Source organism: Mesorhizobium sp. ES1-3, assembly GCF_020164795.1.
Taxonomy (GTDB): domain Bacteria; phylum Pseudomonadota; class Alphaproteobacteria; order Rhizobiales; family Rhizobiaceae; genus Mesorhizobium.
In genome coordinates this window covers 115,229-137,050 of the sequence record NZ_JAIUGW010000014.1, presented here as the reverse complement: position 1 = coordinate 137,050, position 21,822 = coordinate 115,229, and the positions used below count along the sequence as shown (strand labels likewise).

Genomic DNA, 21,822 nt, shown 5'->3' with positions numbered 1-21,822 from the left:
TCATTCGATTTCCTCGCCGCTAGAGCAAGGCACCAACAACTCGGCAGGGCGCAGCATGACACTCTATCGGGCCGATCCGAAACACGGCGTCGCCTGGGTCACGGGCGGCAGCAGCGGTATCGGCCGCTCGCTGGCCAGGGATCTGGCGTCACAAGGCTATGCCGTGGCGGTGACAGCACTGGACGACGATCCGATCGACACGCTCATCGTCGAGACCGCGCAGATGCCGGGCAAGGTCGTGTCCTTTCCCTGCGACGTCACCGACGAGTTGCGCATGGCAAGAACGGTCGCCGCGATCGAGAAGGACCTCGGGCCGATTGTGCTCGCCATATTCAATGCTGGAAATTACATCGCGACACCCGGAGAGTCCCTCGTTGTCCGCGACTTCCGCCGCTCCTTCGAGGTCAACTATTTCGGTATCATCAATGGGCTGGTGCCTGTCGTCGAGTATATGCGGGTGCGCGCGCGTGGCCATGTCGTCCTGGTCGGCTCGGTGACCGCCTATTTCGGCTGGCCGACCACGGCCGCCTATGGCGGCACCAAGGCGGCGATCAACATCCTGGCCGAGTCGCTGAAATATGATTTCGACAAGATGAACATCCGCGTCCAGGTGATAAACCCCGGTTTCGTCGACACGCCATTGACCGAAAAGAACATGCTGCCGATGCCGGGCCTGATGCCGGTCGGCCGCGCGACGCGCCGCATGGTGAAGGGAATCAAGTCCGGCCGCTTCGAAGTCACCTTCCCGTACCGGACGAGCTGGCCGCTGAAATTTCTCGGCATGCTGCCAAGGCCGCTATGCAGATGGGTGATCACCCTGACGACCAGTTGGAAGGCACGGCCGCTGCATTACGAGCGCAAACCGCCCAACCAATAGATGCCCACAGGATTGGTGGCATGGCTGCCTGAACGGCCGTTGCCTGTTCATGGCCATAGTTTGAATATTGTTGCGTGGAGTCTGCGATGGGGCGACGGATCGTGCTTGCTGTGCTGGGCCTGATCGCCGTCCTTGCACTGGCCTTCCTATTGGGTCCACGCGTACCCGTCGACACCACGATCCGTTTCGATCCTTCCGTCATCGGTGACGACCCACAGGCTTATGTGGCAAAGGTGGAAGCCGCCGTGCCCGGTATCCGCGACGGGCTGGAAAAGGAGATCGTCTGGGCGAACCGGATGGTGCACGCCAAGACGCCGCTGTCGATCGTCTACATCCACGGCTTTTCCGCATCGAAGGGCGAGGTCCGGCCCTTGCCCGACGACGTTGCCGACCAGCTCGACGCCAACCTGTTCTACACCCGCCTCACCGGTCACGGGCAGGACGGCGATGCGATGACGCAAGGCAGCGTCAATGCCTGGATCAACGACTATGAAGAGGCGCTCGCCATCGGCCGGGCGATCGGCGACAAGGTGGTCGTCATCTCGACATCGACCGGCGGCTCGCTGGCGGCCTGGGCCGCAACGCAGCCCGGAGCTTCGGACGGAGTAGCGGCCATTGCATTCATTTCGCCCAATTTCGGCGTGAAGGCATCCGGCGCCGAAATCCTGACCATGCCATGGGGCAAGCAGATCGCCGAACTCGTCGCCGGTAAGGAACGCAGCTTCGTGCCGCGCAACGCGCTGCACGAGAAGTTCTGGACCAGCCGATATCCGATCGCCGCGACAATGCCGATGCAGGCCCTGACCGAGCTTGCCTATGGCGCGCCCGTGGAGAAGGCGACCATCCCGGCTTTGTTCATCTTCTCGGATTTGGACAGAGTGGTGCGGCCCGGCCGGACCCGCGAAATCGCCTCACGCTGGGGTGGAGCGCATGAACTGGTCCCCATCGAAAGCACTGGCGATCCCGACAATCATGTCATCGCCGGCGACGCGTTGTCGCCATCCACCACGGCATTCCTGGCGCAACGGATTGCCGTCTGGATCGCAGCGGTGGCGAAGTAGACTTCAAGACGAAAAGGGCTGATGAAGCATTGCTTCATCAGCCCTTTTCTTCGCTTAGTCAGTCACCAGCCAACCGCCCGGATTGGCCGACCGCCATGAGACGTATCAAGCAGCCCGTGCCGCCGGACGCTTGCCGCCGAAGCGGCGTTTGTTGTTGCCCTTGAAGGGTTTTGCACCTTCCGGCTTACGCTCACCGGCAAACGCCGGCTTGTCGCCGAAGCGCTTCTTGCCGAAGCTGTGGTTCTGCTTCTTTTCGCCGCCCGGCCGCCGGCCGTCGCGACGACCATTACGGTCGCTGCGATCGTTGGCGGGTTCGAAGCGCTCGTTCTTTTCCGCCGGATTGCGTGCCGGATCGGGGCTGCCGAGGTGGTCGGCAACGATTGGCAGCTTGGTGCGGATGATCCGCTCGACCTGACGCAGCTTGCTGTTCTCCGAAGGATCGCAAAGCGTGATCGCGATGCCATCCATGCCGTTGCGGCCGGTGCGGCCGATGCGATGGACGTAGCTTTCGGCCTCGTCCGGCAGATCGAAATTCACGACATGGCTGATGCCGGGCACGTCGATACCGCGCGCCGCGATGTCGGTTGCGACCAGGATGCGTACCGAGCCGTCGCGGAAATCATTCAATGCCTTCTGACGGGCATTCTGCGACTTGTTGCCGTGGATGACGGCGGCCTTGAAGCCGTCGCGCTCTAGGTCCTTGGTCACCCGGTCCGCACCATGCTTGGTGCGCGAAAAGATGATGACGGACTTCATCGCCGCGTCGGCGAGCATCGTCGACAACACCTGGCGCTTCTGCTTGGTGCGGGCGAAGACGACGCCCTGGACGATTTCGGCGGCCGCGGTGCTTTGCGGCGAGACTTCGACACGCACAGGGTTCTTCAAGAGGCCCTTGGCCAGTTCAGCGATCTCGTCCGGCATGGTGGCCGAGAACAGCGCCGTCTGGCGATCGGGTGCGGTCGCCTTGGCAATGCGCTTGACGTCGTTGATGAAGCCCATGTCGAGCATGCGATCGCCCTCGTCGAGCACCAGCCATTTGGTGTCGGAGAGGATGAGGTCGCCCTCACGCACCAGATCGGTCAACCGGCCGGGCGTGGCGATGAGGATATCAACGCCGGGAGCAACCTTCTTCACCTGGCTGAAGCGCGAGACGCCGCCCAGCACGAGCGCCGTCGAAACATGCGCGCCCTTGGCGAGGATCTTGATGGTGTCCTCGATCTGCACGGCGAGTTCGCGGGTCGGCGCCAGGATCAGCGCCCGGGTCGTCTTGGCGCGCCGCTTGGTGCCGAGCGCGATGATCTTCGACAGGATCGGCAGCGCGAAGGCCGCGGTCTTGCCGGAGCCGGTCTGCGCGATGCCGAAAATATCACGGCCTTCCAGCTGCGGCGGGATCGCCTGCATCTGGATCGGCTTCGGCTCGGTGAAGCCGGCATTGTGGGTGGCCTTGAGCAGCGCACCGGTAATTCCCAGCGCCGCGAAACCGGAGAGTTCCGCGGTGTCGTTGCCGGGCAAAGTGTTTTCGTTGGTCAAAATAATCTTCTTTCACGCGGCCTCTGGCCGCAAATATCAATGGCGGCAGGGCGCAACCTGCCGTCGGATAAACTGTCATGGAACGACAAGGCGGCGGACAGGATTGTCCGCGCGGCTGCGCTGTCGTGCCCGCAGGCGTCATGCCACGGGGCTTTTTCGCCGCTTTGTGATGTACCGGAAAGAGGGGCCGATATACCGGAAAGAGGGAAAACAGACGCAACCAGTCTCATTCGTCGAGAAGGCCGGTGAGTCCGGCCCAAGCGCCTATGTCGCTGCATATGGCTGAGTTCGCCCCGAAATGCAAGGGCTCGATGTTGCAGCGCAGCAAAAACGGACCAAAAGCCGACGCTTGCGCTCCCCGACGGGCATCATTACCACAAACGCAGCTTCCGTTTTCTGGGGACCGAGCGATGAAGGACGTGCTGAAGGAACTCGAGCGGCGGCGCGACATCGCCCGCATGGGTGGCGGCCAGGCGCGCATCGACGCCCAGCACAAGAAAGGCAAGCTCACCGCGCGCGAACGCATCGAGGTCTTTCTCGACGAAGGTTCGTTCGAGGAGTTCGACATGTATGTCGAGCACCGCTCGACCGATTTCGGCATGGAGAAGACCAAGATCGCCGGCGATGGCGTCGTCACCGGCTGGGGCACGGTCAACGGCCGTCCCGTCTATCTCTTCGCCAAGGATTTCACCGTGTTCGGCGGCTCGCTGTCGGAAGCCCATGCCGAAAAGGTCATCAAGGTGCAGGAGATGGCGCTGCGCAACCGGGCGCCGATCATCGGCCTCTACGATGCCGGCGGCGCACGCATCCAGGAGGGCGTCGCTGCCCTTGGCGGTTATGCCGAAATCTTCCAGCGCAACGTGCTCGCTTCCGGCGTCATTCCGCAAATCTCCGTCATCATGGGCCCTTGTGCCGGCGGTGACGTCTATTCGCCCGCCATGACCGACTTCATCTTCATGGTGCGCGACACTTCCTACATGTTCGTCACCGGGCCGGACGTGGTGAAGACCGTGACCAACGAGACGGTGACCGCCGAGAGCCTCGGCGGCGCTTCCGTCCACACGACGAAATCCTCGATCGCCGACGGCGCCTATGACAATGACGTCGAAGCACTCTTGCAGATGCGCCGTCTGATCGACCTGCTGCCAGCTTCCAACACGGCCGAGGTCCCCGAGATCGAATGCTACCAGTCGGTCACCGACCACGACATGTCGCTCGACCGGCTGATCCCCGACAATGCCAACAAGCCCTACGACATCAAGGAATTGATCCTGAAGGTCGCCGACGAGGGTGATTTCTTCGAGATCCAGCAGAGTTTCGCGAAGAACATCGTCACCGGTTTCGGCCGGGTCGAGGGCCGCACGGTCGGCTTCGTCGCCAACCAGCCAATGGTGCTGGCGGGCGTGCTCGATTCCGACGCCAGCCGCAAGGCGGCCCGCTTCGTGCGCTTCTGCGACTGTTTTTCTATTCCCATCGTCACCTTCGTCGATGTTCCCGGCTTTCTGCCGGGCACCGCGCAGGAGTATGGCGGGCTGATCAAGCATGGCGCCAAGCTGCTCTTCGCCTATGCCGAGGCGACCGTGCCGAAGATCACCGTCATCACCCGCAAAGCCTATGGCGGCGCCTATGACGTCATGGCGTCAAAGCATCTGCGCGGCGACATGAACTATGCCTGGCCGACGGCGCAGATCGCCGTCATGGGTGCGAGAGGCGCGGTCGAGATCATCTACCGCAAGGACATCGGCGATGCCGAAAAAATTGCTGCCCATACAAAGGCTTACGAGGACCGCTTCCTGTCGCCTTTCGTCGCTGCCGAACGCGGTTATGTCGACGAGGTGATCATGCCGCACTCGACCCGCCGCCGTATCGCCCGGGCGCTTCGCATGCTGCGCAACAAGGACATGCAGAACCCCTGGAAGAAGCACGACAACATCCCGCTGTGAACTGGTGTCGCGGGCGTTGCGGTTGATCAGCGCCCGCTTTCGGCAGCAACCAGTTCGCGCAGCACCGGCACCAGTGCTAGCGGCAAATCCTCGGCGATCAGTCCCGGCCCGAACCGACTCCCGGCCTCGGCATGGATCCAGACCGCCGCGCAGGCCGCTTCGAAAGCCGGCACGCCCTGGGCAAGCAGTCCGGCCGTGATGCCGGACAACACGTCGCCCGACCCTGCGGTGGCAAGCCACGCCGCGCCATTGGAATTGATTGCTGCCCTGCCGTCCGGAGCGGCGATCACCGTATCGGCGCCCTTGTAGACGAGGACGGCATTGGCAGCCGCTGCAGCCACGCGAGCCTTGTCCAGCTTCGACAAGGCATTGTCATCGGCGATGCCAGGAAACAGCCTGGCGAACTCGCCTTCATGCGGTGTCATCACCAGCGCGGGCGCGTCCGGCCTGCGGGCGGCGTCGAACAAAATATCTGGCGCCTCACGAAACGAAGTGATCGCGTCTGCGTCGAAGACCAGGCCGTCAATTCCGGTGGAGGCGCCCGCCGACTGGCCCGACGCGAGCAGCGCAAGCGCGAACGCCCGGGTTTTTTCACCGATGCCAAAGCCGGGCCCGAGAACAAAGGCCGATGGCCGGCGCTCGCCGACAAATGTCTCAATGTCGGCAGCGTCGTCGGCCCTGCGCAACATGATCGAAGTCAGGTGCGCGGCATTGACCTGCATGGCGTTGCCCGGCGACAGAACCGTCACCGCCCCTGCCCCGCTTCGGGCAGCGCCAAGCGCCGAGAGCCGCGCCGCGCCCGTGGCATCGGTGCCACCGGAAAAGACACCGACATGGCCGCGCTTGTATTTGTGCGCGTCGACGGCCGGCACCGGCAAATCGCGCAACCAAAGTGCCGGTCCGTTCTCGAATGTCCGGGGCTGGAGCCTTGCAATGATCTGCGCGCCGATGCCGATATCGGCGAGCACGATCTCTCCGCATCGTTCCCGGCCCGGCAGGAGCAGATGGCCGGGCTTCTTGCGCGCAAAGGTCACGGTGAGGTCGGCTGAAAACGATGTGCCGAGCACCTTGCCGCTGTCGCCGGAGATGCCGGAAGGCAGGTCTGCCGCGACAACCGGCAGATGCAGGTCGGTGACCAGATCGACCGCCCTGGCGGCCTCGCCCGACAGCGGCTTGGACAGCCCCGCCCCGTAAAGCGCATCGACCACGATCGAGCCGAGACCTGCATCAAAATCCGATAGCGGCCGGGGCTTGATTGGGCATTCCGCGGCGGCGAGTGCCGCGTCGCTATCCGGCCTCGGCGGGCCAGACGCCCAGACCGTGGTGGCGACGCCGCTGCCAGCCAGGATGCGAGCGACGACGTAGCCGTCGCCACCATTGTTGCCCGGGCCGCACAACACGTGGACGTGCGCCGCCGCAGGATAGCGCCTGAGCACTTCGGCCGCGACGGCTTGCCCTGCACGGCGCATCAATCCAATGCCGTCGGTTGGACCCGCTGCAATTGTCCGCCGATCCGCTTCGCCCATCTCGGCGGAAGTAAGAAGTTCGTGGCTCATGGATTGCCGATCCGCATTCGATCAAGCATTGTCCAGTTTTCGATCCGACGCAAACTGGGAGGAGCTGGCACTGTCATGACCACGTCGATCAGCGCGAGGATCGAAGGCACCAAGCTGCCCGCCAGATGAGCAATTTGCCCAGATATTGGGCAGACATGCACGGTGGCGCCGGATAGGCTACGGCCATTCATGCCGCTTCCAATGCAGCGAACGACGCGAATTTGCATCTGGGGGTGACATGGCTTTGAAATCGTATGACACCGCTTCTGTTCCCTCCGACTGGCACAGTTCGTGCTTGATTGAGGCGCAAGCGGGGGCTCACAACCCGTTTTTTTGGCAGTGGAGGCCACTTTTTACATGAAAAAGATCGAAGCGATCATCAAGCCATTCAAGCTGGACGAAGTGAAGGAAGCGCTTCAGGAGGCCGGACTGCAAGGCATCACCGTGACCGAGGCCAAGGGTTTCGGGCGCCAGAAGGGTCACACCGAACTCTACCGCGGCGCCGAATATGTCGTCGACTTCCTGCCCAAGGTGAAGATCGAGGTCGTGCTCGGCGACGATGCCGTGGAAGGCGCGATCGAGGCCATCCGCAAGGCGGCCCAGACCGGCCGCATCGGCGACGGCAAGATCTTCGTCTCCAACATCGAGGAAGTCGTGCGCATCCGCACCGGCGAAACCGGAATGGACGCGGTTTGATCCGACCCGGCCATCCTCTAAGAAACGTCATCCATCAAAAAACGTCAGCACACAGGGATACATGACATGACGACAGCCAAAGACATCATGAAGCAGATCAAGGACAACGACGTGAAATTCGTCGACCTGCGCTTCACCGACCCGAAGGGCAAGCTGCAGCACGTGACCATGGATGTCGTCGAGGTCGAGGAAGACATGTTCGCCGACGGCGTCATGTTCGACGGCTCCTCGATCGCCGGCTGGAAGGCCATCAACGAGTCCGACATGGTGCTGATGCCCGATCCGGACACGGTCCACATGGATCCGTTCTTCGCGCAGTCGACCATGGTCATCCTGTGCGACATCCTCGATCCGGTCTCGGGCGAATCCTACAACCGCGATCCGCGCGGCACGGCCAAGAAGGCCGAGGCTTACATGAAGTCGGAAGGCATCGGCGACACCATCTATGTCGGTCCGGAAGCCGAATTCTTCGTGTTCGATGACGTCAAGTACAAGGCCGATCCCTACAACACCGGCTTCAAGCTCGATTCGACCGAACTGCCGTCGAATGACGACACCGATTACGAGACCGGCAATCTCGGCCACCGCCCGCGCATCAAGGGCGGCTATTTCCCGGTGCCGCCGATCGATTCGGCACAGGACATGCGCTCCGAAATGCTGACGGTGCTGGCCGAAATGGGGGTCCGCGTCGAAAAGCATCACCACGAGGTGGCCGCCGCCCAGCACGAGCTCGGCATCAAGTTCGACACGCTGGTCCGCAACGCCGACAAGATGCTGATCTACAAGTACGTCGTGCACCAGGTCGCCAACGCCTATGGCAAGACGGCGACCTTCATGCCGAAGCCGATCTTCGGCGACAATGGCTCGGGCATGCACGTCCACCAGTCGATCTGGAAGGGCGGCAAGCCGACCTTCGCCGGCAATGAATATGCCGGTCTGTCGGAGAGCTGCCTGTTCTACATCGGCGGCATCATCAAGCATGCCAAGGCGATCAATGCCTTCACCAACCCGCTGACCAACTCCTACAAGCGTCTGGTGCCGGGCTACGAGGCGCCGGTGCTGCTCGCCTATTCGGCGCGCAACCGCTCGGCGTCCTGCCGCATCCCGTTCGGCAGTTCACCGAAAGCCAAGCGCGTCGAGGTCCGCTTTCCCGATCCGGGCGCGAACCCCTATCTCGCTTTCGCCGCCATGCTGATGGCCGGCCTCGATGGCATCAAGAACAAGATCCATCCGGGACAGCCGATGGACAAGGATCTCTACGACCTGCCGCCGAAGGAGTTGAAGAAGATCCCGACCGTCTGCGGTTCGCTGCGCGAAGCGCTGCAGAGCCTCGACAAGGACCGAGGCTTCCTGAAGGCCGGCGGCGTCTTCGATGACGATCAGATCGACAGCTATATCGAGCTCAAGATGGCTGAAGTGATGCGCTTCGAAATGACCCCGCACCCAGTCGAATACGACATGTACTATTCGGTGTAAGGTTTCGTTCGGACGGCGTTTCAAAGCCCTTGAAGGATTTCCCCCTTCAAGGGCTTTTTTGCTGATCCAGCGGGCCCCATCAATGGATGGCGTGCGGCCAGCCCGCAACGATGGTCAACTTGCTTTTTTTGGGGACGCATCACAACTGGAGCAGCCAGGCCTTGTGGCCGCAGGCAGAAGACCCCAGGTCAAGGTGGCAAGACCCAGCCAGCGCCCCGTTCAAGCAATTTGGCGGATGGCCTTTCGGGCGCAATCAAACGCCAGGAGCGAGCGGCACACTGCCTCAGGCTGCAATGCCCGCTCGTCCGGCGCCCCCGCCAATGCCGTCGTTCACGAAACCCCCGCCCCGTTCGAACAGCATCGCTTTGGCGTAACCCCCGAGGCCACGAATACGCATGCGGCGGCGTGGCCTGTCAACGCCGCCGGCCGGAGGCATAAATCGCCGATTTCGATGTATTACCAGCAGCTTATATAAAGATTCGTTGGTGTACTGACGGGCTGAAAAAGGCTGTTTTCCGGGCTTTTTCGACGAAACTCGGAAACGCACGAGACGAGCGGCGGCAAGGGGCGCCGACCAAAGCCTGTTGTTCCGCTAAAATTGCTCGTCCCTTTTCAACCTGACTTTTTTTGGGGGAATTCGCCGATCCGGGCCAATCCGGCAAAAAGGCCCGGGCGTTTCCGCCCGGGCCTTTTCCATAACGAGCATCCGTGCGCGGTGCGGAGCTGCCCGCGCCGCAAAGAGGATCAGGCGGCGGCCGAAACCTCTGCGCTCGCCGGCACCGAAGCGATCGTCTTCAGGATCTGCGAGGCGATCTGGTAGGGGTCGCCCTGCGAGTTCGGGCGGCGGTCTTCCAGATAGCCCTTGTAGTCGTTCTTGACGAACGAATGCGGGACGCGGATCGAGGCGCCGCGATCGGCGATGCCATAGCTGAACCTGTTCCACGGCGCGGTCTCGTGCTTGCCGGTCAAACGCTTGTCGTTGTCCGGGCCGTAGACGGCGATGTGGTCCATCAGGTTCTTGTCGAAGGCCGCCATCAGCGCTTCGAAATAGGCCTTGCCGCCGACTTCACGCATATAGGACGTCGAGAAATTGGCATGCATGCCCGAGCCATTCCAGTCGGTGTCGCCGAGCGGCTTGCAGTGGTATTCGATGTCGATGCCGTACTTTTCGGTCAGGCGCTGCATCAGATAGCGGGCCATCCACATCTGGTCGGCGGCCTTCTTGGAACCCTTGCCGAAAATCTGGAATTCCCACTGGCCCTTGGCCACTTCGGCGTTGATGCCTTCGTGGTTGATGCCGGCCGCAAGGCAGAGATCGAGATGCTCCTCGACGATCTGACGCGCAACGGAGCCGACATTCGAATAGCCGACGCCGGTATAGTACGGACCCTGCGGTGCGGGATAGCCGCTCTCGGGGAAGCCGAGCGGACGGCCGTCCTTGTAGAAGAAATACTCCTGCTCGAAGCCGAACCAGGCGCCTTCGTCGTCGAGGATGGTGGCGCGCTTGTTGGATGCGTGCGGCGTAACGCCATCGGGCATCATGACTTCGCACATGACGAGAACGCCGTTGGTGCGGGCCGGATCCGGATAGACGGCGACCGGCTTCAGCACGCAATCGGAGCTATGCCCCTCGGCCTGCTGCGTCGAGGACCCGTCGAAGCCCCACAGCGGCAGCTGCTCGAGCGTCGGGAACTCGGCGAATTCCTTGATCTGCGTCTTGCCGCGAAGATTGGGGACCGGGGTGTATCCATCGAGCCAGATATACTCGAGCTTGTATTTGGTCATTCTAGAGCCTCTCGTTGCTTGGACACCGCAAGCAGGCGATGTCGATGCATGGCCGAAACAGGCCGGCCTGCCGGTGATTAAAAAGCAATTCGTATGCCACTCGGCTTTCGCGGGGTGCGGCAAAATGGTCATGCCAAGGCTTTGATTTTGCTGAGCCGTCTCAGCAATGCGTCAAGATCGTCCAAACGGCAATATTGCTTAACTGCTAGGCAAATCATGATCTTTTCGTAGGCATATTGCCTAAATGAATCGCAGAACCTATTTTGATGAGAATTGAATCGGCTAGCTTCTGAAAAAGTAGGGAGACCGGCAATGCAAGTCACGCAGTCGCGTCCGTCGGCGAAAATCCTGATGTTCCCACTGGCAGCGCGCAAGTCTGCCTTAACTTTAGGCGCCAAGGCCAAATTCGCGGCAGAGCTTGCCGCGCTTCGCGGCGAGCATACCGATTTCGATGGCTGGTATCACGAGGCCGCCGTCGAGGCAGAAAACCCGCAACGGAAGAGCTGAAGCCCTTCCACGTCGATCTCATATGAAGAACCCGGCGCGATCGCTCGCGCCGGGCTTTTCGTTCGTATCGGCCGACCGGCTCTACTGCTTGGTGTGCAGGTCTGTTCCGAGCGTGTCCTTGACGAAGATCATGCCGATGACCAGCGTGAACGCCGCGATCACCACCGGATACCAAAGGCCGTAGTAGATGTCGCCCTTGTAGGCGCTGAGCGCGAACACCGTCGCCGGCAGCAGGCCGCCGAACCAGCCATTGCCGATGTGATAGGGCAACGACATGCCGGTGTAGCGAATGCGGGTCGGGAACATCTCGACAAGGATCGCCGCGATCGGCCCGTAGACCATGGTCACGAACAGCACCAGGATGAACAGGATGCCGATTGTCATCGGCCAGTTCACCGCTGCCGGATCGGCGAACATGGCAAAGGCACCGCCGCCCGGTATGTTGTAGACGGTGACCTCGGGTGCACCCGCTGCCTCGTCGATGGTCAAGAGCTTGTCCTTGACCGCCTGATCAATCGGCACGGTCGCCTTCTCACCGGCACGGATTGCGGCAGCGTCCAGCTTCAGTTCCGGGTTCGCGGCAACAAACGCATCGAGTTTCTGGTCCGCAACCTTGGTCGCCGCGCGCTTCAGCGGATAACCGTTGTCCTGCAGGGACATGTTGACGGCCTTGACGAAGGCCGCGTCCTTGGACTTGGCCTGATCGCCGGCGGCGACCGCGTCGTAGGACGCCACCGTCTCTGCACCAATCTTGACTGACGCAGCCGTCCCGGGCGCAGCCGTCGACACCACGTCGTACGGAACCGAGTTCTTGGTCAGGAACGAAGTCGCGATGTCGCAGGACGTCGTGAATTTCGCGGTTCCGACCGGATTGAACTGGAACCTGCAGTCGCCGGGGGCCGCCGTCACCGTTGCCCGAGTGCTCTGTTGTGCCTTGGCGAGCGCCGGATTGGCGGCCCAGGTCAACGCCTTGAACAGTGGGAAGGTGCAGACGACGGCGAGCGCAAGGCCAGCCATGATGATCGGCTTGCGACCGATCTTGTCCGAGAGCCAGCCGAACACGACGAAGAAGATCGAGCCGAGCGCCAGCGCGATGGCGATCATGATGTTGACCGACTGGGCATCGACCTTCAGCACGTTCTGCAGGAAGAACAGCGCGTAGAACTGGCCATTGTACCAGACGACGGCTTGACCGGCGGTGAGGCCGAGTAGCGCCAGGAGCGCGATCTTGGCATTCTTCCACTGGCCAAAGGCCTCCGAGAGCGGCGCCTTGGAGCCCTTGCCTTCGTCCTTCATCTTCTGGAAAGTCGGAGACTCCGAGAGGGACAACCGGATCCAGATCGAAACGGCGAGCAGGAGGAAAGAGACGATGAAAGGAATGCGCCAGCCCCAGGCGGCGTACGTCTCCTTGCTCAACGATCCCTGCACGATCAGGATCACGATCAGCGACAGGAACAGGCCGAGTGTCGCTGTCGTCTGGATCCATGAGGTGTAGAAGCCGCGGCGGTCATCGGGCGCGTGCTCGGCGACATAGGTCGCCGCACCACCATATTCACCGCCCAGCGCCAAGCCCTGCAGCATGCGCAGGACGATCAGGATCACAGGAGCCGCGATGCCCAAGGTTGCATAGCCGGGCAGCAGACCGACCAGGAAGGTCGACAGGCCCATGATCGTCATGGTGACCAGGAACGTGTATTTGCGGCCGACGAGGTCGCCGATGCGACCGAACAGCAACGCGCCGAACGGGCGCACGAGGAAGCCGGCGGCAAAGGCCAGCAGCGCGAAGATGTTGCGCGTTGCCTCGGGAATCGTCGGACTGAAAAAGGTCGAGCCGATGAAAGCCGCCAGCGAGCCGTAGAGATAGAAATCGTACCATTCGAAAACGGTGCCGAGCGAGGAAGCGAAGATGACCTTCTTCTCCTCCCGCGTCATGCCGCGGCTCGTTCCGCGGGCGGTCGATGCCATTGCCATTGAGTTATCCTCCCGTGAGACCCAGTCCTCGATGCTGTGCGCCACCGTCCGCGTTCTCCTCCGAACGCGGACTCAAAAAACGCAGCCAGCACAAGAGAAATGGCAGAAAGCGCCGGGGAAAGGCACCGCGACGATGGGATTATGACTTTGGTATTAGGTGCAGTGCGAAGGCGGCGCGAAGCGCTCAGGCCCGCAGCGCTTCGAGCAATTTGACGGCGGCCATCATGTCTCGTTTGCGGGCGGCACGACGCGCGACTGCTTCGGCGTCCTGTCCCCACTGCGCGATCTGCCAGTCCTCGTCGACATGGCCGGCGGCCCAGGCCTGCTCGCCGTCGAGCTCGCCGAAATCGACAGCCAACGCCAGCAATGCCGACCCCGTCAGCGAAGTCATGACATGAATGGCGGCTAGGCGCAGCGGCTCGGTGCGCTGAGCCATATGGCTACCCAGCACGGCAATGGTTTCGCGCGGCTGCTCGACATGGATGATGCCTTCGGCAAGGTTGAAGCGAACCCCAAGTGCGGTGCGTGCCCAGTCGATGACGGGATCCCACTGCTCGTTCTGCCGCTCGACCAGCCCTTGCGGGGCGTCGGCGCGGTAACAGAGCAGATCCGACGAGGCAAAACGCAGAATGTCTTCCAGCACCGCCTGCGGATCGCTGGCCACGCCATCGATGGCGGTATTGACCAGCCGCATCACCGGCATCGTCACCGGATTGATCGTCTCGCCCTGTTCGGCGAACTCGGCGGCAACCAGCGCCGCGGCCGCCTCGGTCGGCAGCGCCAGCAGAGCCTTGCCCGGCGTGCGCACCGGCCTGCCGTCGAGTTGCACGGCAAAGCCGGCTTCCACCGGCGCGACCGAGACATCCTTGTAGAAGCGTTTGGGCAGCGGCGTCTTCATCTGGATCTGGGCGCGACGCACCGGATCCGGATCGGAAAGATACTTGCCCGCTTCGAGGTCGTCGAGGATGTCACGCATGACGAAACTTTCTCACACCGGTGTCAGCTTGCGTGCCGGCCGGTTGACGATGATCAGCCCCGCCGCGATCAAGCCAAGTGCCAGAAAGATGCGGATGGTCAGCGGCTCGTTCAAGATGATCGCACCGCATAAAACACCGAAGACCGGCGACAGGAAGGTGAAGCTCGACAGGCCCGAGGCCGGATAGCGGCGCAGCAGCCAGAACCACAGCACGTAGGTAAAGGCGACGATATAGATCGCCTGGAAAAGCAGCGCCAATGTCGGCACCAAGGCTGGATCGCGAACCGGCGGGCCGGCGAGAGGCATCACCAACACGCCAACGATTGCGGCGCCGGCGAGTTGATAGAGCAGCAGCTTCTCCGCGCTTGCCTCGACCAGTTTCGATCGTTTGATGAGGATATTGGTCAATGCCCAGAAAAACCCGGAAACAAGGCTTAGGAGATCGCCGAACAGCATGTCTCCGCCACCGCCGAGCTTGTCGGAAAAAACGGTGGCAAGACCGGCAAAGGCCAACAGCAGGCCAAGGAACTTGCGCGTGGTGATCTGTTCGCCGAGCAGGAAATGGCCGCTGATCAGCATCCAGAACGGCATCGAGTTGACCAGCAGCGTGTTGCGGGCCACGGTCGTGTGCTCCAGGCCGACATAGAGGCAAAGGAACTCGATGCCGAAAAGCACGCCGACCGCGATGCCGGCCAGCAATGTCCCATCCCTGGTGAACAGCGCAATGCCGCGCCAGCGGCACCAGAGAAAGACGCAGAAACCACCGATGACCGAACGTGCGATCGACAGGAAGACGGGGTCGTAGCCGGCATAGGAGATCTTGGCGGCGACGTAGTTCAGGCCCCAGGAAAAGGTCAGGCCGACCATGATGGCGGCCGCCGCCATGTCGACCGTGTCGCGCCGATCGAGCGCGTCGGTGGCGTCGCTCACGGTCAATCCTCAGCGCTGGCGTCGTCGAAGCCGATCAGGTTCCAGCTCTGGCGCATATGCGGCGGCATCGGCGCGGTGACGTCGATGACGCCCTTGTCCGGGTGCGGAATAATGATGCGGCGCGCGTGCAGGTGCAGGCGGTTTTGAATGCCGCCGGGAAAATCCCAGTTGGTGTCGGCTTCGAAGTATTTCGGATCGCCGATGATCGGGCAGCCGATATAGGCGGCATGGACGCGGAGCTGGTGGGTGCGTCCCGTATAGGGCTCCATCTCCAACCAGGTCATGGTCTGCGCCGCCTGCTCGATGATGCGGTAGTAGGACACGGCATGGTCGGCGCCCTTTTCACCATGGGCGGCGACGCGCACACGGTCGCCGTCCGGCGTAGCCTCCTTGATCAGCCAGGTCGAGATCTTGTCCTCTCGCTTGGGCGGCACGCCCTTGACCAGCGCCCAGTAGGTCTTCTTGGTTTCCCGCGCCCGGAACGCCTCGGAGAGCTTCATGGCGGCCAGCCTGGTGCGGGCGACGACCAGCACGCCCGACGTATCGCGGTCGAGCCGATGCACCAGCCGCGGCTTCTCGCCCTTCTGGTTGCGCCAGGCTTCCAGCATGTCGTCGACATTGCGCGTGACGCCGGAGCCGCCCTGAACGGCGAGGCCCGCCGGCTTGTTGAAGACGAAGACCTTAGGGTCCTCATGGATCAGCATCTTGGCGAGTACATCGGCGTCGCCCTGGTTGCGGATCGAGTGACCCGTCAGCGCGCTCTCGCCCTTCTTGTCCACCTCGAGCGGCGGTACACGCACCATCTGGCCCGGCTCGACACGGGTGTCGGCCTTGACCCGGCCGCCATCGACGCGGATCTGGCCGGAGCGCAGCAGTTTCTGCAGATGGCCGAAGCCAAGACCCGGGAAATGCGTTTTGAACCAGCGATCGAGCCGCATGCCCGCCTCGCCGGCCTCCACCGTGATCTGTTCAACGCCTGCCATGTTTTTTCGCTTGTCCGTTTCCCGAGCAGGGCTCTTGGCCCGCGCTTGGCGCGGCAATAGCACTAATGCATGCCGCCCAAAACCACAAAGCACGCCAAGGCGTGCTTTATGGCAGGCTTCTTACAAACCAAAGACCCAAAAACAGGGCGACAATGGCGACAATGACACTGGCCAGTGCGTAACCGAACGCGGGCAGCGTGCCCCCCCGCTCCCACAACAGCCCCATCGCGAAGGAGCGATGATGTTGATCGCCATCATGCCCCAGGGGTAGTTGCGGCCGACGAGGCGCAGCGCGCCCATACTGGTCAAATGGCGGATGCCGGCACCAATGCCGCCGCCGACAACAACAAGAAGCAGATTGAACGTAGCCGTTACTGCCGGTGCGAGGGTGCCGCGTCAATCCCCTGAATCCGGTGCCCTTGCAGCCGGTGACGCTGCTTCGGGATACCACGGACAGTCGACCGCGTCAGGAAACGCGCTTCCAACCCAGGTTGCGCGATATCGGGCGATCATCGCCAGATCGCGGTTCACCAGACAGGCGTTGTCCAGTCCGGATATTCCTTCCGGAATTCGCCGTACAGCGCGTTGAGTTCCTGCTGCGTGACGGGGCGAATCTGCTCATACAGATAGCCGGTAACGCCGCCGGACAATTGGTACCGCGCAACGCGCTTGTAGGCGGCACCGATGCCTTGCCCGACAAGAATATATTGGTTCGGAAGCGTGACGCAAATCTGCGCACCCGGTTGCAGATGAGTAAGCGGCGGGTCGGTCACAATCACAAATCTGGATTGCAATGCGTCCGGCCGAAACCCATCACGACTGTCCACCTGGCAAATCCAGCCGACATGAGGAACGAGGTCCCGATCCATCCCGAACAACAGCGCATCGCTCATCACAGCTCCCGAGGCAAAAACCGAAAAGCGATCCTCTGGTCCCAATCTGCTGGTCAGATCATCGATCATGCGCCTGTATTCGGGGAGATTGTCGAGATGGAGCGGGAGCGTGGCCTCTCGCGCAAAAACGAAATCGACCGGAGACAGGAGTTGACGACCCGTCGGGAAAAATGTGCCCAAGAAAGCGAGTCCAGCGACGACCGCCATGCCGGCGGTCCACCATCGCGATTTCAAGGCGGGTACGGAAACGATCGCGACGATGGCCTGGGCGTATGCGGGAAAAAGCCAAAGAAACATCGGCAGTGAATGATGGCGGTCCGGATCCTGCGTCCGGGTGAAAATCAAAAATGTGAGCATCGAGACGATGGCGCAGAATAGGGAGAACCTGTTGCGGCGGACAATGGAGATGTAAAGCCCGGCAATGATCAGCAGCCAATTTACATAGCTGAGCCGGCTCCCCATTTCACCGAGCTGGGTGACAAAGGTCGTCTTGTATCCGCTGTAGAGGTCGCCGTAGCTCGTTCCCACAATTCTGGCGATCAGCGGCAGTTGAAAGCTCAATGCGGTTGCGGCGATAACGAAGGTCGCGCACAGGCCACCCCCTACCGCCGCACGGAACGCCGGAAGGTCTCGATCCCTTGCGATCCGCAGCAAACCCAGGAACGCCGCGGAAAGGGCAACCCCGATAGCGGCGTAGGCGTACCAGCGACGCAGCGTGAACGCCAACCATAGGCTCGCGCCGACGGATATTCCGCTCACCACCGGTTCGCGGGTCAGGAATTTGGACTTCCACAGGAAATAGGTTGCCGCGGTGAGAGCGAGGCAACCGGCAACATCAGGCATTCCACGAAGTGTCGGCGCCCAGAACGGCGTGTAGAGCAAGGCCGCGATCCAGACGGCTGGCCAGCTTCGAGAAGGTGCTTCGGAAACCGCCTCGAGATAACTTATCCTGCCTATGAAGAGAGCCGCTGGAGCCAGGTAGACCGACACTATTCCAGCAACGAAGGAAAGCCTCGAACCACCGAAGACGATGTGAAAGGGCATCAACGGCACCAGGATCGCCACACCATAATCTTCCGTGGCGATGGAGGTGGCCAACTGGCTCAGCCAGTCCAAGGGGTTCTCGACCAGGAGCGCTCCCTGCCGGTTGAACACATTGAAATAAGCAGCGTTGTCCCAATAATAGACTGGTTCTTCAAGCTTTATGTACGCGGCGCTGATGGCAATGCCTAGCATCACGGTGCATATGTAGGCTCCCGTCCAGAATCCGAAGACTTTGTTCTTTGACACTTGGATCCGCCAAGGAAGGAAGAGGGACAGAACTGCCGACGGCAGAATCGAGACGCCCTGACGCAGCCGTAGCCATTCGGGCAAATGCGAATCCTGCTACACAGTTCATATAATGAATTGTCGGTAGCCCAAAGAGGTCGAGGTCTGAACCAACGTAACGCTAAAGCTGCCCGTCTTGGAGGAGCATAGCCTGGCGGCCCTCAATACACCTGCGCCGGCAGCGACTCTTGTCTTGACGCAATACCCTGCGGAAAGTCGTCTGCATTTCATGGAATTGCGCCAAATTCCATGGTGGGATGCTGCCGGCTTCGCCGACAGCACCGATAGATATTCAACTCAGGTGGTTTCGACCTTCTTTGGCTTTGTGGAGCCAATCATTTTCCAGTTCTTGTAGAACATCGAATTTATGCGCTCGACGCTCACCGAGACGACCGCGAGCATGCCAGCGATCAGGCGAGGCACCGGGGACGGCCTGATAATATCCATGAACACGCAGTAGCGGCGGCCATCATACTCGTTGACCGAGCGATGCAGCAGCGTGTCGTCGAAAATGAACTGCGGATTGTCGTACCAGTAGTTCTTGACGTTGCCGCATTCGACGAAAATCTCAGCTTTCACCGGGATCAGATTGTAGAGGATGCGTAGGCTGAGCCGCAACGGCCCGAAATGCCAGGAGGTCGATTCGCGCTTGCTGAAGACGGAAACGGCAATCGTCTTGATATATTTGAAATCCTTATTGAATTCCTCGACGTTGTCTATCCTGTGCTTGCCATACCACTGGTAGACATACATGCCGCGCCGGCCGGCGCCGAAATTGGCGTCGATATCGGCGATGATCTCGTCCTTGCGCGCCTTGAAGACATCAAGGACCTCGTTGACCTCACGCTGATAGTCGGCGGGAAACTGCTCCAGCTTCCACACGCCCGGATTTCTGTAGCACAGAAGATCGACCAACAGGTTGAAGGGTGAAAGCAACCAGGTGAAGAGCCCGTTGCCAAGGAAGTAGCCGCTGAACAGCGCCAGATCCTTCCTGTCGTTGCGCAGCACGTCGATCAGGCCACAGACGATGAAGATCGTCGTCAGGATCGGGATGAAATAGAAGCCAAGGGCAAGAAGCGGGATGGCAATGGCGAACTTGCGAAGGGATTTGCGAAGGTTTTTTGTCATTTTTCCACGCGCGAAGCGCGATCCTGTTGCGAATGAGGTGCCCAAATCATGGCAACGGCCACCGCCCGACCGTGCGCCTTGATAAGGTTTTTTGGGTCACCGCACAACGGCCATGGTAGCTGGCCGGGCTGGCTGCCTGGTGGAGCCTGCCGGGCCGTCAGTGCACTTCCGGCAAGCCAAGCTCGTCCCATTTATCCCTGGACACGGGATTGCCGACCAGGAATTCAAAGCCAATCACGCTTTCGCCGTCCTGCGCGAGCAGGCATTTGAACTTCAAACTGTACCAGTTTCTACGGCTGCGAAAAGCCGCACCGTCAGCGGCGATCGTCGTGCCGGTGATCTTTTCCTCGGCGGTTGCGTAGGGCACCACCTGCTCCGGCCGGAAATCCGCGCGCCATTGGCGGATCTGATCCATGGCCTCCAGATTGCAAAGCTGCACCATGCGCTCGTCGGATGCGAAGGTCTCGAGATCGGCGCGCGCCTGCTTGCTACGCGGATCGGCCAGGGTCTTGGCCGACAGCATCCGCGTCGGACGAATCATGGCAGGCGCGACGGGCGGTTGAGTTTTGGGCGGGTTCGAAGCAGGTGGTGGCTCTGCCGCCCGCGCCTCCGGTACCGCTGGAGCCGCAGGGGCCGGCGGCGGTTTCGTCGATGCCTCGAACTGTTCAGGCGTCAGGATGTCGACCGACACCCGCTCGTCCTCCAGCCGGGTCGGCCGCTTCGGCAACGGCATCAATGCCAGTGTCGCGGCGAACAGTATATGGAGGACGACCGAAGCTGAAATGCCCCAGGGCGAAGCCTCGTCCCGAAGCGTGACGACCACCGGGCCACGCAAACCGGTTATTCCCGCTCTTTGCGTAGCTTTGCCCAGTAGTCGAGCCGCTTTCTAATATCGCGCTCGAAACCACGCTCGGGCGGATCGTAGAAGGTTTGTCGACCCATCTTCTCGGGAAAATAGTCCTGGCCTGAAAAGGCGTCCGGCTCATCATGGTCGTAACGGTAGCCGGCGCCGTAATCCTCCTCTTTCATCAGCTTGGTCGGCGCGTTGAGGATGTGCTTCGGCGGCAGCAGCGAGCCATGTTCCTTCGCGGCCCGCGTAGCTGCCTTGAAAGCCGTATAGACGGCGTTGGATTTCGGCGCGGTGGCGAGATAGACAGTGGCCTCGGCGAAAGCGAGTTCGCCCTCCGGAGAGCCGAGATAGTCATAGGCATCCTTGGCGGCGTTGGCGACGACCAGTGCCTGCGGATCGGCCAGCCCGATGTCCTCCATCGCCATGCGCACCAGCCGGCGGCCGAGATAGAGCGGATCCTCGCCGGCATCGAACATGCGCGCGAGATAGTAGAGTGCGGCATCCGGATCCGAGCCGCGCACCGACTTGTGCAGCGCCGAGATCAGATTGTAGTGGCCGTCCTGGCCCTTGTCGTAGATCGGCGCGCGGCGCTGCACGATGCGCTGCAGCCCCTCGGGATCGAATATCTCGCCAGGCTTGGCCGCACGCCAGACTTCCTCGGCCAGCGTTAGCGATGCGCGTCCGTCGCCATCGCTCATGCGGATCAGCATCGCCCGCGCCTCGTCATCGAGCGGCAGCGCCCTGCCCTCGGTCTCCTCCGCCCGCGTCATCAGCTTGGCGATGCTGTCTTCGCCGAGCGAATGAAAGACCATGACCCGCGCGCGCGACAACAAGGCCGCGTTGAGTTCGAAGGACGGGTTTTCAGTCGTGGCGCCGACCAGGACAACCGTTCCATCCTCCATGACGGGAAGAAAAGAATCCTGCTGGGCACGGTTGAAGCGGTGAATCTCGTCGACGAAAAGGAGGGTTTGGCGGCCGTTGGCGCGGCGCAGCTTGGCCGCCTCGAACACCTTCTTCAGATCGGCGACGCCGGAAAAGACGGCGGATATCTGCTCGAACGCAAGGCTGGTCTCGCCGGCAAGCAATCGCGCCACCGTGGTCTTGCCGGTGCCGGGCGGCCCCCAGAAGATCATCGAGCCCAGCGAACCGGAGCCGATCAGCCGGGTCAGCGCGCCGTCGGGACCCGTCAGATGCTCCTGGCCGACGACCTCGCCAAGGTTCTTCGGACGCAACCTGTCGGCCAGCGGCCGCCCGGGCGACACCTTTTCCGGTTCGTCAACGCTGAACAGATCGGCCATGCACTTCTTTTAGGTTTGGAGCGCGATCCTTCA

Annotated in this window: 17 protein-coding genes and 1 pseudogene; 6 read left to right on the top strand and 12 right to left on the bottom strand. The window is 61.6% G+C overall.

Going from position 1 to position 21,822, the window contains the following annotated elements:
- The first annotated feature begins 55 nt into the window (after window positions 1-55).
- Window positions 56-877: an SDR family oxidoreductase gene (locus LB536_RS19815; RefSeq protein ID WP_224595583.1), complete on the top strand. Its 822-nt coding sequence runs from the start codon at window positions 56-58 to the stop codon at window positions 875-877.
- A gap of 86 nt (window positions 878-963) precedes the next feature.
- On the top strand, window positions 964-1,938 hold the full coding sequence (locus LB536_RS19810; protein ID WP_224595581.1) for an alpha/beta hydrolase: 975 nt from the start codon (window positions 964-966) through the stop codon (window positions 1,936-1,938).
- Window positions 1,939-2,043: 105 nt separating this feature from the next.
- Here LB536_RS19810 and LB536_RS19805 read toward each other — a convergent pair whose 3' ends face one another.
- On the bottom strand, window positions 2,044-3,468 hold the full coding sequence (locus tag LB536_RS19805) for a DEAD/DEAH box helicase (protein ID WP_224595579.1): 1,425 nt from the start codon (window positions 3,466-3,468) through the stop codon (window positions 2,044-2,046).
- Between the two features lie 410 nt (window positions 3,469-3,878).
- Between LB536_RS19805 and LB536_RS19800 the strand changes: the two genes are divergently transcribed.
- A complete protein-coding gene (locus LB536_RS19800) occupies window positions 3,879-5,411 on the top strand; it encodes an acyl-CoA carboxylase subunit beta (RefSeq protein ID WP_140811886.1) in 1,533 nt (510 codons plus the stop codon).
- Window positions 5,412-5,437: 26 nt separating this feature from the next.
- Here LB536_RS19800 and LB536_RS19795 read toward each other — a convergent pair whose 3' ends face one another.
- Window positions 5,438-6,967 carry an NAD(P)H-hydrate dehydratase gene (locus LB536_RS19795; RefSeq protein WP_224595577.1) on the bottom strand — a complete coding sequence of 510 codons (1,530 nt, stop codon included), beginning with the start codon at window positions 6,965-6,967 and terminating at the stop codon, window positions 5,438-5,440.
- A 357-nt stretch (window positions 6,968-7,324) separates the two neighbouring features.
- Here LB536_RS19795 and LB536_RS19790 point away from each other — a divergent pair, with 357 nt between their 5' ends.
- Both LB536_RS19790 and glnA read left to right on the top strand, forming a co-directional pair.
- A complete protein-coding gene (locus LB536_RS19790; protein WP_006205430.1) occupies window positions 7,325-7,663 on the top strand; it encodes a P-II family nitrogen regulator in 339 nt (112 codons plus the stop codon).
- A 66-nt stretch (window positions 7,664-7,729) separates the two neighbouring features.
- Complete coding sequence (gene glnA, locus LB536_RS19785; protein WP_015317961.1) at window positions 7,730-9,139, top strand: type I glutamate--ammonia ligase; 1,410 nt, start codon at window positions 7,730-7,732, stop codon at window positions 9,137-9,139.
- Window positions 9,140-9,883: 744 nt separating this feature from the next.
- Here the strand turns inward: glnA and LB536_RS19780 are convergent.
- Window positions 9,884-10,924, bottom strand: a complete 1,041-nt coding sequence (locus LB536_RS19780; protein WP_140758610.1) for a glutamine synthetase beta-grasp domain-containing protein — start codon at window positions 10,922-10,924, stop codon at window positions 9,884-9,886.
- Between the two features lie 312 nt (window positions 10,925-11,236).
- On the opposite strand from LB536_RS19780, the gene LB536_RS19775 reads away from it, so the two are divergent.
- Window positions 11,237-11,431 carry a DUF2735 domain-containing protein gene (locus tag LB536_RS19775; RefSeq protein WP_140758609.1) on the top strand — a complete coding sequence of 65 codons (195 nt, stop codon included), beginning with the start codon at window positions 11,237-11,239 and terminating at the stop codon, window positions 11,429-11,431.
- A gap of 81 nt (window positions 11,432-11,512) precedes the next feature.
- Here the strand turns inward: LB536_RS19775 and LB536_RS19770 are convergent, their stop codons facing one another.
- The 9 genes and pseudogenes from LB536_RS19770 to LB536_RS19730 all read right to left on the bottom strand — a co-directional run bounded on the left by LB536_RS19770 (window position 11,513) and on the right by LB536_RS19730 (window position 21,789).
- Window positions 11,513-13,402 carry an MFS transporter gene (locus LB536_RS19770; RefSeq protein WP_224595575.1) on the bottom strand — a complete coding sequence of 630 codons (1,890 nt, stop codon included), beginning with the start codon at window positions 13,400-13,402 and terminating at the stop codon, window positions 11,513-11,515.
- 184 nt (window positions 13,403-13,586) lie between these two features.
- Window positions 13,587-14,378, bottom strand: coding sequence for an ATP12 family chaperone protein (locus LB536_RS19765; protein ID WP_224595571.1), 792 nt, complete (start codon window positions 14,376-14,378; stop codon window positions 13,587-13,589).
- A gap of 12 nt (window positions 14,379-14,390) precedes the next feature.
- On the bottom strand, window positions 14,391-15,263 hold the full coding sequence (locus LB536_RS19760) for a DMT family transporter (RefSeq protein WP_224595616.1): 873 nt from the start codon (window positions 15,261-15,263) through the stop codon (window positions 14,391-14,393).
- A 47-nt stretch (window positions 15,264-15,310) separates the two neighbouring features.
- Complete coding sequence (locus LB536_RS19755) at window positions 15,311-16,291, bottom strand: RluA family pseudouridine synthase (protein ID WP_140758605.1); 981 nt, start codon at window positions 16,289-16,291, stop codon at window positions 15,311-15,313.
- A 106-nt stretch (window positions 16,292-16,397) separates the two neighbouring features.
- A pseudogene (locus LB536_RS19750) lies at window positions 16,398-16,648 on the bottom strand (hypothetical protein).
- 170 nt (window positions 16,649-16,818) lie between these two features.
- Window positions 16,819-18,558 carry a hypothetical protein gene (locus LB536_RS19745; protein WP_224595568.1) on the bottom strand — a complete coding sequence of 580 codons (1,740 nt, stop codon included), beginning with the start codon at window positions 18,556-18,558 and terminating at the stop codon, window positions 16,819-16,821.
- 252 nt (window positions 18,559-18,810) lie between these two features.
- On the bottom strand, window positions 18,811-19,641 hold the full coding sequence (locus tag LB536_RS19740; RefSeq protein WP_140758603.1) for an aspartyl/asparaginyl beta-hydroxylase domain-containing protein: 831 nt from the start codon (window positions 19,639-19,641) through the stop codon (window positions 18,811-18,813).
- Window positions 19,642-19,798: 157 nt separating this feature from the next.
- A complete protein-coding gene (locus tag LB536_RS19735) occupies window positions 19,799-20,374 on the bottom strand; it encodes a DUF930 domain-containing protein (RefSeq protein WP_224595565.1) in 576 nt (191 codons plus the stop codon).
- A gap of 107 nt (window positions 20,375-20,481) precedes the next feature.
- Window positions 20,482-21,789 (bottom strand): replication-associated recombination protein A, encoded by a 1,308-nt coding sequence (locus LB536_RS19730; RefSeq protein ID WP_140811892.1) that lies wholly within the window; start codon window positions 21,787-21,789, stop codon window positions 20,482-20,484.
- Window positions 21,790-21,822 lie beyond the last annotated feature (33 nt).